The following is a 13,970-nucleotide window of genomic DNA, read 5'->3' as shown; positions in this document are numbered from 1 at the left end:
ATGGAAGTTGTATTATTAGAGGATGTGAAGGCACTTGGCAAAAAAGGCCAGGTTGTAAAGGTAAATGACGGATATGCGAGAAACTTTATCCTTCCGAAAAAACTTGGTGTTGAGGCGACATCCAAGAATTTAAATGACTTAAAGCTCCAGAAAGCAAATGCAGAGAAGATCGCGGCAGAGCAGCTTGCAGAAGCAAAGAAACTTGCGGAGGAGATCGACAAGATGTCCGTTACCGTATCGATCAAAGCCGGTGAAGGCGGACGTGCGTTTGGCTCTGTTTCCACGAAAGAAATCGCTAAAGCGGCGAAAGATCAGTTAAAGCTCGATATCGACAAGAAGAAGATGGTACTTCCGGAGCCGATCAAGAGCATCGGAAGCTTTGAGGTCCCGATCAAACTTCACAAAGAAGTAACAGCGAGACTCAGCGTGAAAGTCGTTGAAGCGTAAAAAAAGATGGAAGAAGCGTTAGTAAAGAGAGTCCTGCCGCACAGTATTGAGGCGGAACAGTCGGTGATCGGTTCAATGTTAATGGACCGGGATGCGATCATCGCGGCGTCGGAGATCGTGGTTGCGGATGATTTTTATCAGAAACAGTATGGGATCATGTTCGATACCATGGTGGAGCTGTTCAATGAAGGAAAACCGGTAGATCTGGTCACACTTCAGGACAGACTGAAGGAGAAGGATGTTCCGCCGGAGGTATGCAGCCTGGACTTTGTCCGCGATATTCTTGCGACTGTTCCGACCTCGGTAAATGTCCGGTCCTATGCGACGATCGTTCATGAAAAAGCAGTTCTCCGCCGTCTGATCAGGATCAACGAGGAGATTGCGAACAACTGCTATGCAGGAAAGGACAGTCTGGAGACGATCCTGGCCGACACGGAAAAACAGATCTTTAATCTTCTGGAGAGCCGTGCGTCCGGAGATTTTGTGCCGATCCGCCAGGTTGCGTTAAATGTTCTCGACAAGATCGAGCAGGCAACCCGGTCAAAATCCACGGTAACGGGTCTTCCGACCGGATTTATCGATCTGGATTACCGGATGTCCGGACTTCAGCCGTCGGACCTGATCCTGATCGCGGCCCGACCGTCTATGGGTAAGACTGCATTCGTGTTAAATATTACGGATTATATCGCGGTCCGCAGACAGAAGACCTGCCTGATCTTCAGCCTGGAGATGTCGAAGGAACAGCTGGTAAACCGTATGCTTTCCATGGAGTCCAATGTGGATTCCCAGAAACTCCGTACCGGTACTCTGACGGATGCTGACTGGGATGCTGTCGTGGAAGGAATCGGGACGATCGGAAGTTCCAAACTTGTCATTGATGATACACCTGGTATCTCCATCATGGAACTGCGTTCCAAATGCCGGAAGGTCAAACTGGAACATGGTCTCGATCTTGTCATGATCGACTATCTGCAGTTAATGTCGGGAAGCGGAAAGAACGGCGACAACCGACAACAGGAGATCTCCGAGATTTCAAGATCCCTGAAGGCGATCGCCAGGGAGCTGAGTGTTCCGGTCATCGCCCTGTCCCAGCTGTCGCGTGCCTGTGAGACGAGAACAGACCATCGTCCGATGCTTTCGGACCTTCGAGAGTCCGGAGCTATTGAGCAGGATGCCGATGTAGTCATGTTCCTGTACCGTGATGATTACTATAATAAAGATACGAATAATCCGAATACGGCGGAAGTCATTATCGCTAAACAGCGTAACGGCCCGATCGGAACGGTATATCTTGGATGGAAACCGGAGCTGACCCGGTTTGTGAATATTGCAAAAGAGCAGCAGTAACAGATTGCTGTTTGAGCGCCCGTTTTCAACTGATCTTCAGATGAAAACGGGCGCTTTTGTCATATTGGGACATGCCTTCACATATATTATTAACGATCTGGTAACTGGTTTGCGTGCAGAGGGCGGTCTGAAATATGCTGCAGAATCAGAAGGAACAGAGTTGAGAAATCGTTACAGTTTGCGGACAGAAATCTGATCAGCAGAAAATTCTGTATGATGCTGTAATGGGAAATCATGTGAAAGGAAGAGAACAGCCATGTCAGAAACACATTATCTGATCTCTGATGCCTCGAAAAAGGTTGACGTGGAATCTCATGTACTTCGCTACTGGGAGGAAGAACTGGAGATGAATATCCCGCGCAACGAGATGGGACATCGGTATTATACGGATTTTCATATTCGTCTTTTTAAGCAGATCAAGGAATTGAAGGAAAAAGGGTATCAGCTCAAGGCGATCAAGGCGGCACTTGCGAAAACCCTGGATGCGGAGGGAGAATCGGTGGCACCTACAGATATTTTAGAGGAGGATGTTGCGTCGGCATTGAGAGAATGCGCGGAACAGGAGAAGAAGAATCTGGAGAAGATGGATCCCGGGGAGATCACGGAGCTCATGAACCGGGAGAAGGCGGAACAGTTTAAGGATTTCCTCACCCAGATGATTGGACAGGCCATCGAAGAGAACAATGAAAAGCTGAGTCAGGATATCAGCAGGATGGTGAATGATAAGGTGCTGAAGGAGATCGATTATCTGATGAGGGTAGCGGATGAGCGGGACGAAGAGCGGTTTCGCCAGCTGGACGAGACGATAAGACTCTACCAGAAGGAGAGCAGGGGGCGGGCGGAAGCTGCGGCGGCAAAGGCGCCGTTTCTGCCATCACTCTTCAGAAAGAAAAAGTTTGGACGCAATGCAAATAAATTGTGATGAGGAAGATCTGCATAGATCAAAAAAGCCGCTGCTCCTTTGGGAACAACGGCTTTTATGTATTGGTTTGCGTTTGTGATCAACCCTCGTTGATTGCGCCTGTCGGACAGACACCAGCACAAGTACCGCAGCTGATGCAAGTATCAGCGTCGATTACGTACTGTCCATCTCCCTGAGAAATAGCGTTTACCGGACATTCACCAGCACAAGTACCGCAGCTAACGCAGCTATCGCTAATTACATATGCCATGACAAAATACCTCCTTTGTTTATTTCTTTCATTCTATAATAAACGGTCAAATTATTCAAGGGGTAAATCATGAAAAAATGTACCTAATGAGGAACAAAAAACCAGTAAATATGCGGTTAGACAGAGATAACTGCGGTTAGTTTTGCAAAACCTCCTTGCCAAGAAACGAAAAAAGTATTATACTCTCGATATGCTGGCATATATGGCGGTACGCTTGTTATGCCGGAAACAATCGTAGAAAATTGCCCTCGGCAGATTTCGAAGGTGAAAGGAGGATTTATCATGCAGATTTCAAAAGAAATGCTCATCGGTGAGCTTCTTCAGGTTGATGAAAATATGGCTCAGATCTTAATGGGCGCTGGAATGCACTGCATCGGATGCCCGTCTTCTCAGATGGAGTCTCTGGAAGAGGCTTGCATGGTTCACGGAATTCCGGTAGAGAAACTTGTAAGTGTGATCAACGAATATCTGGCTCAGAAGCAGCAGTAATGTTTAACTGATCGAAAACGATCGGTCTGCTGACTTTGGAAAATATCAGAGAAATGAAAAAAGGCTGTGACACCGGGGAGATCTTCCTGGATCACAGCCTTTTTTTGATCAACAGGAAATTTCGATGGAACTTCCTGTTAATCAAAAAGGCACTGAGTGCCTAAGATGCGCACTCGCGCGGAGATATACATAAAATATTTCACGGAGATCATAAGTTCTGAAGTACCTTCAGGGCATCTTTTTTTACGATCACATCGTAATGCTCCGCATAGTAGGCGCCGGATGCTGCCGCATCGCCTTTTAATCTTGTTCCGTATTCGGAGAGGGTATTGCAGACCCGGCTGAAGGACAGCTCATCGTCATCTTCCTTCCTGAGGATCAGATAAAAAACGCCATTTTCCGGATTCTTGTAGAGAACACTGCTTCCGTTAAAAACAGCGCCGGTCTGTCTTGCTGCCTCGCAGACTAGGTCAAGGGAAGAGAACTGGTAGATCCTCGTAAACTGTGCCGGATTTGCCGGTTCCGGGTTTTTCTGCGGATCAGTTGCAGATGCAGAGGATGGTGCCGGAGTGTTCGCGCCTTCCGGTTTCAGGATCCCGCTCTGGGTCAGGATATTGATCAGCCCGTCAGCGCCTTCCAGTACCTCCGCAGTGAGATTTCCCCATCCATTCTCATCCTCATCGTCTGCCGGTGAGAACTTGGAAAAACGGGTGTCGAGTTCTTCGGGATCTTCCATTTTCGTGATGATCAGCATAACACTTTCGTTCGCCATAGGGATCGCTTCGACCATAAGCGGGATATCTTCCGCTTCAAAGCCGACCTCGTTTGCTGCGCGCTGGACCATTTCGCGGAAAAGGCTGCGCGCCTTTTCGCTTCCATAAGCCAGTTCGCCGAGGTTCATATTGCGGACGCTCAGATCAAAGTTGCTGAGTGTGCAGCGGATCTGGTTTTCATTGATACGTTCTATTTTCATAGGATCACTTCCTGTCTTATTACTAATCAAAGATCATTGCGGTCGATCGGTCTCTGGTAAAAGGGCAAAAGACCGCATTTTCACATCTATAATATACTATATCCTATTCGGCTTTTGCAATCATATGAGGAGAATTTATTAAAATTTAATCAGTTTTGACATCTACAAGATGATTTAAAATGGGAGTATCTATATTAGAATAGTCACAAGAGGTTGTATTGCCGAAAGGAGGTGTGAAGATTTATCGAACGCGTTCTGTTTGGCAAATATCGGTTGTGCGGAGAATTGGGAAATGGACGGTCCGGTACCGTGTATCTGGCGTACCACGTAGAGCTGGAAGAGTATCGGGCAGTAAAAGTCGTTCCCAAGTCCATAGCGGATTATGATACTTTTAGAAAAGAAGCACTTTTTCTGAAAACATTGAGACATCCGGGAATCCCAATCGTCTATGATGTGGAAGAAGATACCGGATACAGTTATCTGATCGAAGAATATCTGGAAGGCGAATCTTTATATGCTCTGGTGAAACGCCTGGGCAGCTTGTCGGTTAAGACGGCAGTGAATCTTGGAATACAGATCTGCCGTATCATTCAGTTCATGAATTCAGCAGAAAACCCTATTTTATATTTAGACTTGCAGCCAAAAAATCTGCTGGTATGCAACGGAATCCTTCGGCTAACGGATTTTGATCACGCACAATACGCGTCAGATGCCGCCGCATTTGGAGAACGGTATGGGACAATTGGTTTTGCTGCACCGGAACAGTATAAAGGAGAACCTTTAGACTGCAGAACGGATGTATACGCGATCGGTGCGCTGCTTTACTTTATGAGCCATGGAGACGTTCCCGGGAGTACTTTGGAAGTTATAAACGAACCGGAATACAGAAAACTTGACCGGATCATCCGCGGGTGCATGAAAGCGGAGAAAGAGGAGCGGTACCAGAGCGCGGAAGAACTGCAGAGGACGCTGCAGGAACTGCAAAACCAGATAAAAGAGCAGGCAATAGAATCTCGAATCGTTGTTTTTACCGGAGCTGGGGCGGGGATCGGAACGACCCATGCAGCTCTCGGAATGTCTTACTTTCTGACCCGAAACGGGTGTCCGGCTTTATATCAGGAAGAATACGATACGGATACGGTCCGCACCCTTGCGAAAAATATGGGGGTCAAGGCGGACCGGAACGGCGTATATCAAATCGGATGCGGAAACATCCGGCCTTATTATGGCGAAGCTGTGAAGCTGCCATATCTTTATTTTCCAGTAATCATAAAGGACGCGGGAGTGATCCGGTCAGGACGGGAACTTCCGGGAGCGGATTTTTATGTTCTTGTATGCGGGGGAAAATGGTGGGAGATCGACAGGGCTGTAAATGCGGCAAAAATGCTGAAAAGCCGTGGAAAGGTGATCCTGCTCTTCAACCATATGGAGAAAAAAGCACGTCTGAAACTTCCAAAAGTTTTATCTGATATTCATTATTTCTTTCTTCCGTTCTTTTCGAATCCATTTAAAGAAGATAAAGCTGCCAACACCTGTTACCGGGAATTGTGGAATGATGGTACAGGGGGGACCAGATGGAAAAGAAAAAAATTATTGGCGGGATACAGGAGAAACGATGCAGGATGATTGGGATCGCGGGCAGCAATGTCGGAGTGGGATGCACACATTTTTCAATCATGCTGGCAAACTATCTCACGGGTTATCTCAGGAGAAAAGCAATATTGCTGGAATTTAATGAGTCAGGAGACTTTGAAAGACTCGAGCAGGTCTGTACGGGACAGACGGGACGGAAAAATCCATACAGGATCCTGGATGCGGATTATTATAAGCATGCAGGGCCGGAGAATATAAAGGAGGTGCTGTTGGAAGGATATGACGATATCCTGATCGATTTTGGATCGGTCAAAGACGGTGAACATGAATCATACTGGAGATGTGATAAGAAATTTCTGGTGGGTTCCTTTACAGAGTGGCAGCAGGAAAGTTTCCGGGAATTCGAGATGGAGAAAAGAGCGAAGCAGAAAAAGAGCTGGCAGAGTCTCGCGGTATTTGGGAGCGAGGAGACCAGAAGAGAATTCTCAAGAAGATATCGGATCAATGCAGAACGGATTCCGTTTTCAGCGGATGCTTTCTCGGTCACGGAGGAATGCGGAGAATTTTTTAAACGGATCCTGTGATGGGAAGATGGAAATAAACAGGCTTGCTGAATGCTTACAAAGCAACATGATAAATGAGATCTGATCAGTCAATGACGCAGCATTGGGGAGAAACATGTCACAGAAAATACCTTCTTCTGCCGGGCGCAGATCTGACCTGAATTCAGATGCATTTAACGTAATTATTTAGTAGGTCTGCGCATCTACTGCGCTGACCGTAAGAAAACATTGGCTTGAAAGCAAAAATGGCAGAAATTTACTGACAGTGGATTGAACAGACGAAGAGCGACAACAGGGGGAAGATCGATGCGGGATGACGGAAAGACCATGCGCAGGATCAATGCGCGATATGAAAAAGGGAAAGGTATATATGAGTATGGAAACAGTAAATGGAACGTATGGATCAGAAGAGCAGAAGACCGAGGAGATGACTCGCTACCTGAACGGACTTAAGAGGTACACGGAAAAAGGGATCCCGATCTACATGGATGGAAAGCTTTCCGGTCAGAGAGAGTGGGAAAAGCTGTTTGAAGTGCGTGAGGACGGAATGTTCTACATGGGGGATTATGTGCAGGCAGAAGGAGGTGGATTAAAGGAGATCCGGTTTGATAAAGTATATCTGAGCGAAGCAGATATTTCAGAGACGAGAAATTCCGGACGGAGAAGAAGAACGAGAAGATAGAAAAAGTGTTGCCGCTCGCAGATGGAAAAACTGCCGGTTCCGGGTGAGGATCCTGGACAGACGCGAATAACGGAATACAGATTCAAAAAACAGGGGATCGTTCTGCCGGATGGTCCGTAAGATTGCTGACGGTAATTCGTTACAAAAAGTTAACAGACAGACATTTCGCGTTGTGGTATACTAAAACTATCCTTAAGATCCGGCAAAGTATACGTCCGTGTGTATTTTGCCGGATCATCCGCAATAAAATAACGATTCAGCATGTATACGGAGAGAGGCAGAAACAGATGCGGATCTTTGAAGAATAGCATGCGGAAAGAGTGATGACAAATGAAAAAAATAGTTCCTGTATTGACCGCTGTCAGTCTGATCATCCTGATCGCAGCCGGCTTTGTCGGATTCCGGGTACTGGAGCGGTATATGCCGACGAAAGAGAGGGCAGATCTTGCGGAAGTTTATCATGTATCAGGGGATGAGACGGCGATCATTTATAATTATGAACAGCAGGAGCAGACAGGAATCTATGAAAACGGTCAGACTTACCTACCTATCTCGTGGGTAAATGACCATATCAATGAGCGTTTTTACTGGGACAGTATAGAAGATCTTCTTGTATATGCATTGCCGGATCAGATCGTCTATGCCGATGCGGAGACAAAGGGCTCCAATGGTGCGCCGCTGCTTCTTGTGAAGGATGAAGAAGTCTACCTGACTCTCGGTCTGATCGCGAACTACACGGATGTGCAGATCCAGGCTTTTGATTCCGGCGATGGGAAACGAGTCCTGATCAATGACTGGGGGGCGAGAAACGTAGCCCGCGTGAAGAAAAATACCAGTCTGAGGATAAAAGGTGGGGTCAAGAGCAAGATCGTAACGGATCTTGGCAGGGATGATACGGTGACGGTCATCGATACAATGGAAAAATGGTCGCGGGTCGCATCCCCGGACGGAAATGTCGGGTATGTAGAGAATAAGAGACTGTCTGATGTGGAAAGTCAGAAATTTTCCGGGAATTTTGAAGCACCTGTATACAAGAGTACCAGTATGAGTGGGAAGATCGTTCTCGGATGGCATCAGGTGACGACCCAGGATGGAAATAATAGCTTTGACAGCGTTGTGACAAAGACAAAAGGAATGAACGTGATCTCCCCGACATGGTTTTCCCTGACGGATAATAATGGAAATTACAAGTCGCTTGCGAGCAAAGATTATGTGGCGAAAGCCCATGCAAAAGGACTTCAGGTGTGGGCACTGATTGATAATTTCAGCGCAGATGTTCAGACAGAGACGCTGCTGGCATCGACTTCCACACGGCGAAAACTGATCGACAGCCTGATCACGGATGTAGAAAAATATGATCTGGACGGTCTGAATCTCGACTTCGAAAGCCTGAAAAAAGAAGCAGGTGTCCATTATATTGAATTTATCCGTGAATTGTCGATCCCGTGCAGACAGAAAGGGATCATCCTGTCGGTGGATAACTATGTTCCGGCCGGATATAACAGTTTTTATGATCTGAAAGAACAGGGGATCGTGGCAGATTATGTGATCATGATGGGATATGATGAGCACTTTGCAGGAGGTGAGGCGGGTTCTGTATCTTCTATCAATTATGTGAAGAACGGGATTGCCGGAATGCTGGAGAATGTTCCGAGAGAAAAACTGATAGGCGGAGTTCCGTTTTATACGAGACTTTGGACGGAAGCCGGAGATGGAACGATCACGTCCAAAGCGATGGGGATCGCAGAGGAAAAAAGATGGGTGGATAATAATCAGGTGGAGCTCACCTGGCAGGCAGATACTGCCCAGTATTATGGCGAGGTGCAGACAAGTGATGGCGCTCAGTTCCTCTGGATGGAAGAGGAGCGGTCTCTGAAAGAGAAGATGAACGTGATCCGACAGAATGATCTGGCAGGAGTCGCATGCTGGAAACTTGGATTTGAAGATTCCGCTGCATGGGATTCAATCCAGTGGAACTGAGAAACTTTCGGAGGATCACACGGATCCTACCAGGTTACCATCTCATCCAGTAGAAGTTTTTGTTCTTTACTGGAACGTGTGAGGTAGATACGGGTGGTCTCAATGCTTTCATGTCCGAGAAGATCTGCCAGCAGAGAAATATCGTCGCTTCTGGATAAAAAGTTTTTCGCGAAGCGATGGCGGAAAGAATGTGGGTACATGGTAGTGGGATCGATCCCGTACCGGATTGCATAATGTTTTAACTGGGAATGGATGCCTCTGGTCGTCACGGGGCGTCCATTTTTTCCAACAAAAAGAAAGCCGGAGGCAATGCCGCGGCGTTCGCACCATGTTTTTGCTTCCTGGCAGAGCAAATCTGGAATGTAGATGCGGCGGATTTTTCCGCCCTTGGAATAAAGATCAAGATACCCGCAGGCCAGATGCTCCACTTTGATCTGTACCAGTTCACTGACTCGGGCGCCGGTGGTTACCAGAAAACGGACAACAAAGTACCAGAAGTCATGATGCTCTGCCTTCAGCTTCGTCTGGAGAGCTTCACAGTCCTCGTTTGTGATGATAGAGTCCTGAAAGGTATCTCTGGGGGCTTTCACTGAATGAAGACGAAATCCGGCAAGTGCCGGATCAAGTGCAGGACACTCCTTTTCCAGAAACAGAAGAAACTGATTGATGGCAAAGATCCTTTGATTGATCGTGGCGAGACTATAATTGGAAATTAAAAAACTCCGGTATTTCCGGAGCTGGTCTTCGGATATGTACGATTCGATAGAGAAAAACTGACGGATCGCCCGCCCATACGCATTTTCGGTATTTTCTGACATGTTCTTTTTTCTTAAATATGATCTGAACGATTCTGCCAGGGTTTCCTGGTCTTTAGAAAGTTTTTTCATGCTTTTATCCTTTGAATTTGATGGTGGATTACCAGGTTACGATCTGATTGAAGAGATTTTGCTGTTCAATGCTGCTTTTGTGAAGATAGATGCGGGTGGTCTCGATACTTTCGTGACCCAGAATATCGGAGAGAAGTGCAATATCATTGCATCGTTCCACAAAATTTTTTGCGAACAGATGGCGGAAGGAATGCGGGTGAACAACGGATGGATCAAGATGATAGCGCAGAGCGAAAACTTTCAGCTGATCACGGATCCCGTTAGTACTGATAGGACGGCCAAAGCGGTTCAGGAACAGACTGCCTTTGGACCTGTTTTCGTTTTGCAGCCACATCAGACAGGTCTCCCGTACACTGTGGGGGAAATAAATACGTCGGATCTTGTTGCCTTTTGAATAAAGGTCGAGCTGACCACGCCGGATATCCTCTATCTGGATCTGAACAAGTTCACTGATCCGGACCCCGGTGGCAGCCATGATCCGCACTGCAAAGTAATAATTGGTCTTTCCGTCGCGGATCAGGCATTTTTTCAGATATTCATAATCAGCCTGACTGATCACATTCTCGAGAAATGGTCGCTGTTGGAGCCGTACCATGAGGAGTTTTGAAGCGGGGATCCCGAGAAATTCCATAAAACAGTTGATCGCCCGGATCCTCAGATTTACGGTGCGCGGTTTGTAACGCTCGATCAGATAACACTTATAGAGAAGCAGATTATCGTGGGTAACATCAGGATACAAAGAGAGAAACTGGCTAGCAGCATAGAGATAGGATCGGATCGTCTGATAAGCTTTTCCGCTTCGAAGAAGCCAGGGCTCAAAATCGGAGATTTTCTGACGGGATCCTTCTGAAAGAAGATTTACGGGAAGTGCGATCGTTCTCATAATATTACCATGCCTTTCTGTGAAAAATGATTTAGTTGTTATATAGTGTGCTGGCGGGAAAAGTTGTGTATTGCGGAGAAAAAAGGATAAGAGAGAAAATGAGCAGGGAGTGGAAAGTGTTAATGAAAAAATCCGCCGGAGTCATCGAAAAATGCCTCCGACGGATTTTTATTTACGCGAACAACGAACCAAAGTCTGCGCTTGTGCGAGACCCTGGCGACTGCCGCGATAACAAGGGAAAACCCGCGAAGTGTGTTTTCTCTTGTTTCATTTGCGGAAAGAAGATTATCGCAAGTGATCGTACACGGTGCAGGAATGTGCACTGGCACTGAGGTCAGGAATGATCTAATTCTGGAAATCTATGGTCACGTTCCCTTTTTCATCATATTTGACTGCGTCCTTATCAAGAGTCAGTGCGTCGATCGCATCGAGGTATGCCTTGATGGATGGATACTGCGGTTTATAGTTTGCGATGATTTCCTTTGCTGCCTTTGCGTCATCGGAGAGCAGGGCATCTGCGAGGAAGAGTTCAACTTTTGCGGCATTCACGCACATCCGGTTCGGATCTGCGATCTGGAAATCGATGCCGTGAAGAGTACCGGTTCCTCCGCCTGCGGAAATCTGAACACCCGGCATTACACATGTGATATCGCCGAAATCGGAGGAGCCTGTGCTCCAGCCGTCATAGTCGAAGACAACCTTTTTTCTTCCGCAGAGTGCCACGCAGCAGTCTTCAGCCAGTTTCATAAATGCCGGATCATGATACTCCGGTGCATATCCCGGGCGGTCACTCAGCTCGACGCCTGCGCCCATAGCTAATGCGGCACCTGTCAGTGCACGGTTCATCTTGATATTTTCACGTTTGATCGCTTCCAGGGATTTTCCGCGAACATAGCTTTCGATCTTCATCTCATCCGGGATGATGTTTACAGCACAGTTTGCACCCATTAAGATCGGATGAAAACGGATGGTATCTTTTTCCTGGAAGGTTTCGCGCAGGTCATTGCAGGCCTGCAGACCGAGCATAGCGGCATATTCTGCATTGACTCCCATATGAGGAGCTCCGCCGGCGTGAGCGGATTTTCCCTTGTAACGGATATTTTTCGCCATGCAGCCGTTCATTCCGAGCTGTGCGTGGAAGTCGAGATCCGTGTCTCCGTCCTCATTGACACCGGTTCCCTTTGTCATTCCGTGGACCATCATTGCCATATCGACACCGTCCAGGAGACCGCGGTACATGAACTCGGTCTTGCCGCCGTTGTATTTTATGATCCCTTTCTGGCGGAGCTCCTCGCGGAAGGCCAGCTGGATCATTTCCTCGGCCGGTACAGCGACGAGACGGATCGATCCGCATAAACCGTCCAGCGCGTGCGGCTGCTTTAATGCGGCAGCGATACCTAAAAGGGCAGCAGACTGTGCATTGTGTCCGCAGCAGTGTGTCATGCCGTTTACGGACTCCGGATGATTGGCGATGTCGAGTGCATCAAGTTCGCCAAAAATCGCAACCTTCGGACCAGGTTTCCCGGTCTCCACATCGGTGTAGAATCCCGGAATATTCCCGGCTTTTACAAGTGTGTATCCAAGTGCCTCATATTTTTCTACGAGATAGTCATGGGCCTGCCATTCGGTGTAACCGGTCTGCGGATGTGCCCAGATCCAGCGCTCTGCGTCGAGAATGAGCTGTCTTACAGTGTCTACGTTGTTTACGATCAGTTGTTGTCTGTCTGTCATGGGAAATACCTCCTGAGTATGTAATATTGAAGGAAAACGGTCACAGATCGGGATGCGAAACCGTTTCTGAATGTAAAATATCGGAAAAACCCGGTCATAGTGCGCGGTGGGAAATATCCGGGTATTGGAATGCCGGAAGATGCCTCCTGCTAAGCACGTATCTGTTTTAAAAGTGTGATCAGTGCATCGGTGTGTTCCTTTGTGGTTGCCCAGCTTGTGGCGATCCGGATCACTGTGTGCGTATCATCGTATTTTTCCCAGAAACTGAATTCTGCGGATCCTTCAAGGTCGTGGAGAATTTCGTCCTCCAGAATGATAAAGATCTGGTTTGTCGGAGTCTCAAGGAAAAACTGATAACCATTTTCTTTTAATACGTTTTTTATCGAGTCTGCATAGTTGAGAGCAGATTCACCGATATGAAGATAGAGATCATCGGTAAACAGGACATCAAACTGGATCCCCAGGATACGGCCTTTTGCGAACAGGGCACCGTGCTGTTTAACGATCGTAAAAAAATGCGGGATCAGTGCCGGATCGGGGATCACGACAGCTTCGCCAAAGAAAGCACCGCATTTTGTCCCACCGATGTAGAAGACATCGCAGAGTCTTGCGAGATCTTTTAATGAAACGGTATTTTCCGGAGCAGCCAGTGCATATGCCAGTCTTGCACCGTCCACATAAAGCGGAAGATGGTATCTGCGGCAGGCCTCGCTGAGAGCAGTCAGTTCTTCCAGGGAATACAGCGTCCCGTATTCAGTCGGCTGTGAGATATAGACCATGCCGGGCATGACCATGTGCTCATGGTTTTCATCGGATAAGAAGGTATCCATATAAGAGGAGATCTGTGTGGCTGAGATCTTTCCATATGTATGGGGCAGCGGGAGAACCTTATGTCCGCCAAACTCGATAGCGCCGGCCTCATGGACCGCAATATGTCCGGTCTCCGCACAGAGGACTCCCTGATAGGAACGTAGAAGTGCATCGATTACCGTGGCATTTGTCTGGGTGCCACCGACGAGAAAGTAGACACCTGCATCCGGCGCCTCGCAGGCTTTTCGGATCTTATCTCTCGCGGAGGCGGAAAACTCATCGAGACCGTATCCGGAAGTCTGCATCATATTTGTGGAGAGAAGTGCATCCATGATCAAAGGATGAGCCCCCTCCATGTAGTCACAGGTAAATTTCAGTTTTTCATTTGCCATGTCATAAACCTGACCTTTCGT

The 13,970-nt window shown here is 47.5% G+C and carries 14 protein-coding genes; 8 read left to right on the top strand and 6 right to left on the bottom strand.

The window, feature by feature from the left end:
* The 3 genes from rplI to FN001_RS01960 all read left to right on the top strand — a co-directional run bounded on the left by rplI (nt 1) and on the right by FN001_RS01960 (nt 2,716).
* Complete coding sequence (gene rplI / locus FN001_RS01970) at nt 1-447, top strand: 50S ribosomal protein L9 (protein ID WP_118297309.1); 447 nt, start codon at nt 1-3, stop codon at nt 445-447.
* Nucleotides 448-453: 6 nt separating this feature from the next.
* Complete coding sequence (dnaB, locus tag FN001_RS01965; RefSeq protein ID WP_142410613.1) at nt 454-1,794, top strand: replicative DNA helicase; 1,341 nt, start codon at nt 454-456, stop codon at nt 1,792-1,794.
* 256 nt (nt 1,795-2,050) lie between these two features.
* Nucleotides 2,051-2,716 carry a helix-turn-helix domain-containing protein gene (locus tag FN001_RS01960; RefSeq protein WP_118297307.1) on the top strand — a complete coding sequence of 222 codons (666 nt, stop codon included), beginning with the start codon at nt 2,051-2,053 and terminating at the stop codon, nt 2,714-2,716.
* A gap of 79 nt (nt 2,717-2,795) precedes the next feature.
* Here the strand turns inward: FN001_RS01960 and FN001_RS01955 are convergent, their stop codons facing one another.
* Entirely contained in the window at nt 2,796-2,966 is a 171-nt protein-coding gene (locus FN001_RS01955) for a DUF362 domain-containing protein (protein WP_021905155.1), read from the bottom strand.
* A 282-nt stretch (nt 2,967-3,248) separates the two neighbouring features.
* Here FN001_RS01955 and FN001_RS01950 point away from each other — a divergent pair, with 282 nt between their 5' ends.
* Nucleotides 3,249-3,455, top strand: coding sequence for a DUF1858 domain-containing protein (locus tag FN001_RS01950; RefSeq protein WP_015552988.1), 207 nt, complete (start codon nt 3,249-3,251; stop codon nt 3,453-3,455).
* Between the two features lie 208 nt (nt 3,456-3,663).
* On the opposite strand, the gene FN001_RS01945 is transcribed toward FN001_RS01950, so the two are convergent.
* Nucleotides 3,664-4,428 carry an adaptor protein MecA gene (locus FN001_RS01945; protein ID WP_142410612.1) on the bottom strand — a complete coding sequence of 255 codons (765 nt, stop codon included), beginning with the start codon at nt 4,426-4,428 and terminating at the stop codon, nt 3,664-3,666.
* A gap of 273 nt (nt 4,429-4,701) precedes the next feature.
* Between FN001_RS01945 and FN001_RS01940 the strand changes: the two genes are divergently transcribed.
* The 4 genes from FN001_RS01940 (at nt 4,702) to FN001_RS01925 (ending at nt 9,246) form a co-directional block, all read left to right on the top strand.
* Nucleotides 4,702-6,054 (top strand): serine/threonine protein kinase, encoded by a 1,353-nt coding sequence (locus FN001_RS01940; RefSeq protein WP_486463465.1) that lies wholly within the window; start codon nt 4,702-4,704, stop codon nt 6,052-6,054.
* Nucleotides 6,051-6,605 (top strand): hypothetical protein, encoded by a 555-nt coding sequence (locus FN001_RS01935; RefSeq protein WP_118297304.1) that lies wholly within the window; start codon nt 6,051-6,053, stop codon nt 6,603-6,605. Before FN001_RS01940 ends, FN001_RS01935 begins: the two co-directional genes overlap by 4 nt.
* Before the next feature lie 349 nt (nt 6,606-6,954).
* A complete protein-coding gene (locus tag FN001_RS01930) occupies nt 6,955-7,266 on the top strand; it encodes a hypothetical protein (RefSeq protein WP_346011282.1) in 312 nt (103 codons plus the stop codon).
* 330 nt (nt 7,267-7,596) lie between these two features.
* Nucleotides 7,597-9,246 carry a glycosyl hydrolase family 18 protein gene (locus FN001_RS01925; protein ID WP_142410609.1) on the top strand — a complete coding sequence of 550 codons (1,650 nt, stop codon included), beginning with the start codon at nt 7,597-7,599 and terminating at the stop codon, nt 9,244-9,246.
* 26 nt (nt 9,247-9,272) lie between these two features.
* Here FN001_RS01925 and FN001_RS01920 read toward each other — a convergent pair whose 3' ends face one another.
* The 4 genes from FN001_RS01920 to FN001_RS01905 all read right to left on the bottom strand — a co-directional run bounded on the left by FN001_RS01920 (nt 9,273) and on the right by FN001_RS01905 (nt 13,949).
* Nucleotides 9,273-10,064: a tyrosine-type recombinase/integrase gene (locus FN001_RS01920; RefSeq protein ID WP_486463464.1), complete on the bottom strand. Its 792-nt coding sequence runs from the start codon at nt 10,062-10,064 to the stop codon at nt 9,273-9,275.
* A 97-nt stretch (nt 10,065-10,161) separates the two neighbouring features.
* Nucleotides 10,162-11,016, bottom strand: coding sequence for a tyrosine-type recombinase/integrase (locus FN001_RS01915; protein ID WP_142410607.1), 855 nt, complete (start codon nt 11,014-11,016; stop codon nt 10,162-10,164).
* 345 nt (nt 11,017-11,361) lie between these two features.
* The gene (locus FN001_RS01910) at nt 11,362-12,747 is read right to left on the bottom strand and encodes an amidohydrolase (protein WP_118606282.1); all 1,386 of its coding nucleotides are present in this window, start codon (nt 12,745-12,747) and stop codon (nt 11,362-11,364) included.
* Between the two features lie 149 nt (nt 12,748-12,896).
* Complete coding sequence (locus tag FN001_RS01905; protein WP_142410606.1) at nt 12,897-13,949, bottom strand: threonine aldolase family protein; 1,053 nt, start codon at nt 13,947-13,949, stop codon at nt 12,897-12,899.
* Between the last annotated feature and the right edge of the window lie 21 nt (nt 13,950-13,970).

Source organism: Clostridium sp. Marseille-P7770 (assembly GCF_902143525.1).
Taxonomy (GTDB): domain Bacteria; phylum Bacillota; class Clostridia; order Lachnospirales; family Lachnospiraceae; genus Pilosibacter.
This window is presented reverse-complemented; position numbering and strand designations above follow the sequence as displayed.

Coding starts and splice junctions, on each gene's coding strand:
- rplI (WP_118297309.1), top strand. CDS start 1: ATGGAAGTTGTATTATTAGAGGATGTGAAGGCACTTGGCAAAAAAGGC.
- dnaB (WP_142410613.1), top strand. CDS start 454: ATGGAAGAAGCGTTAGTAAAGAGAGTCCTGCCGCACAGTATTGAGGCG.
- FN001_RS01960 (WP_118297307.1), top strand. CDS start 2,051: ATGTCAGAAACACATTATCTGATCTCTGATGCCTCGAAAAAGGTTGAC.
- FN001_RS01955 (WP_021905155.1), bottom strand. CDS start 2,966: ATGGCATATGTAATTAGCGATAGCTGCGTTAGCTGCGGTACTTGTGCT.
- FN001_RS01950 (WP_015552988.1), top strand. CDS start 3,249: ATGCAGATTTCAAAAGAAATGCTCATCGGTGAGCTTCTTCAGGTTGAT.
- FN001_RS01945 (WP_142410612.1), bottom strand. CDS start 4,428: ATGAAAATAGAACGTATCAATGAAAACCAGATCCGCTGCACACTCAGC.
- FN001_RS01935 (WP_118297304.1), top strand. CDS start 6,051: ATGATTGGGATCGCGGGCAGCAATGTCGGAGTGGGATGCACACATTTT.
- FN001_RS01930 (WP_346011282.1), top strand. CDS start 6,955: ATGAGTATGGAAACAGTAAATGGAACGTATGGATCAGAAGAGCAGAAG.
- FN001_RS01925 (WP_142410609.1), top strand. CDS start 7,597: ATGAAAAAAATAGTTCCTGTATTGACCGCTGTCAGTCTGATCATCCTG.
- FN001_RS01920 (WP_486463464.1), bottom strand. CDS start 10,064: ATGTCAGAAAATACCGAAAATGCGTATGGGCGGGCGATCCGTCAGTTT.
- FN001_RS01915 (WP_142410607.1), bottom strand. CDS start 11,016: ATGAGAACGATCGCACTTCCCGTAAATCTTCTTTCAGAAGGATCCCGT.
- FN001_RS01910 (WP_118606282.1), bottom strand. CDS start 12,747: ATGACAGACAGACAACAACTGATCGTAAACAACGTAGACACTGTAAGA.
- FN001_RS01905 (WP_142410606.1), bottom strand. CDS start 13,949: ATGGCAAATGAAAAACTGAAATTTACCTGTGACTACATGGAGGGGGCT.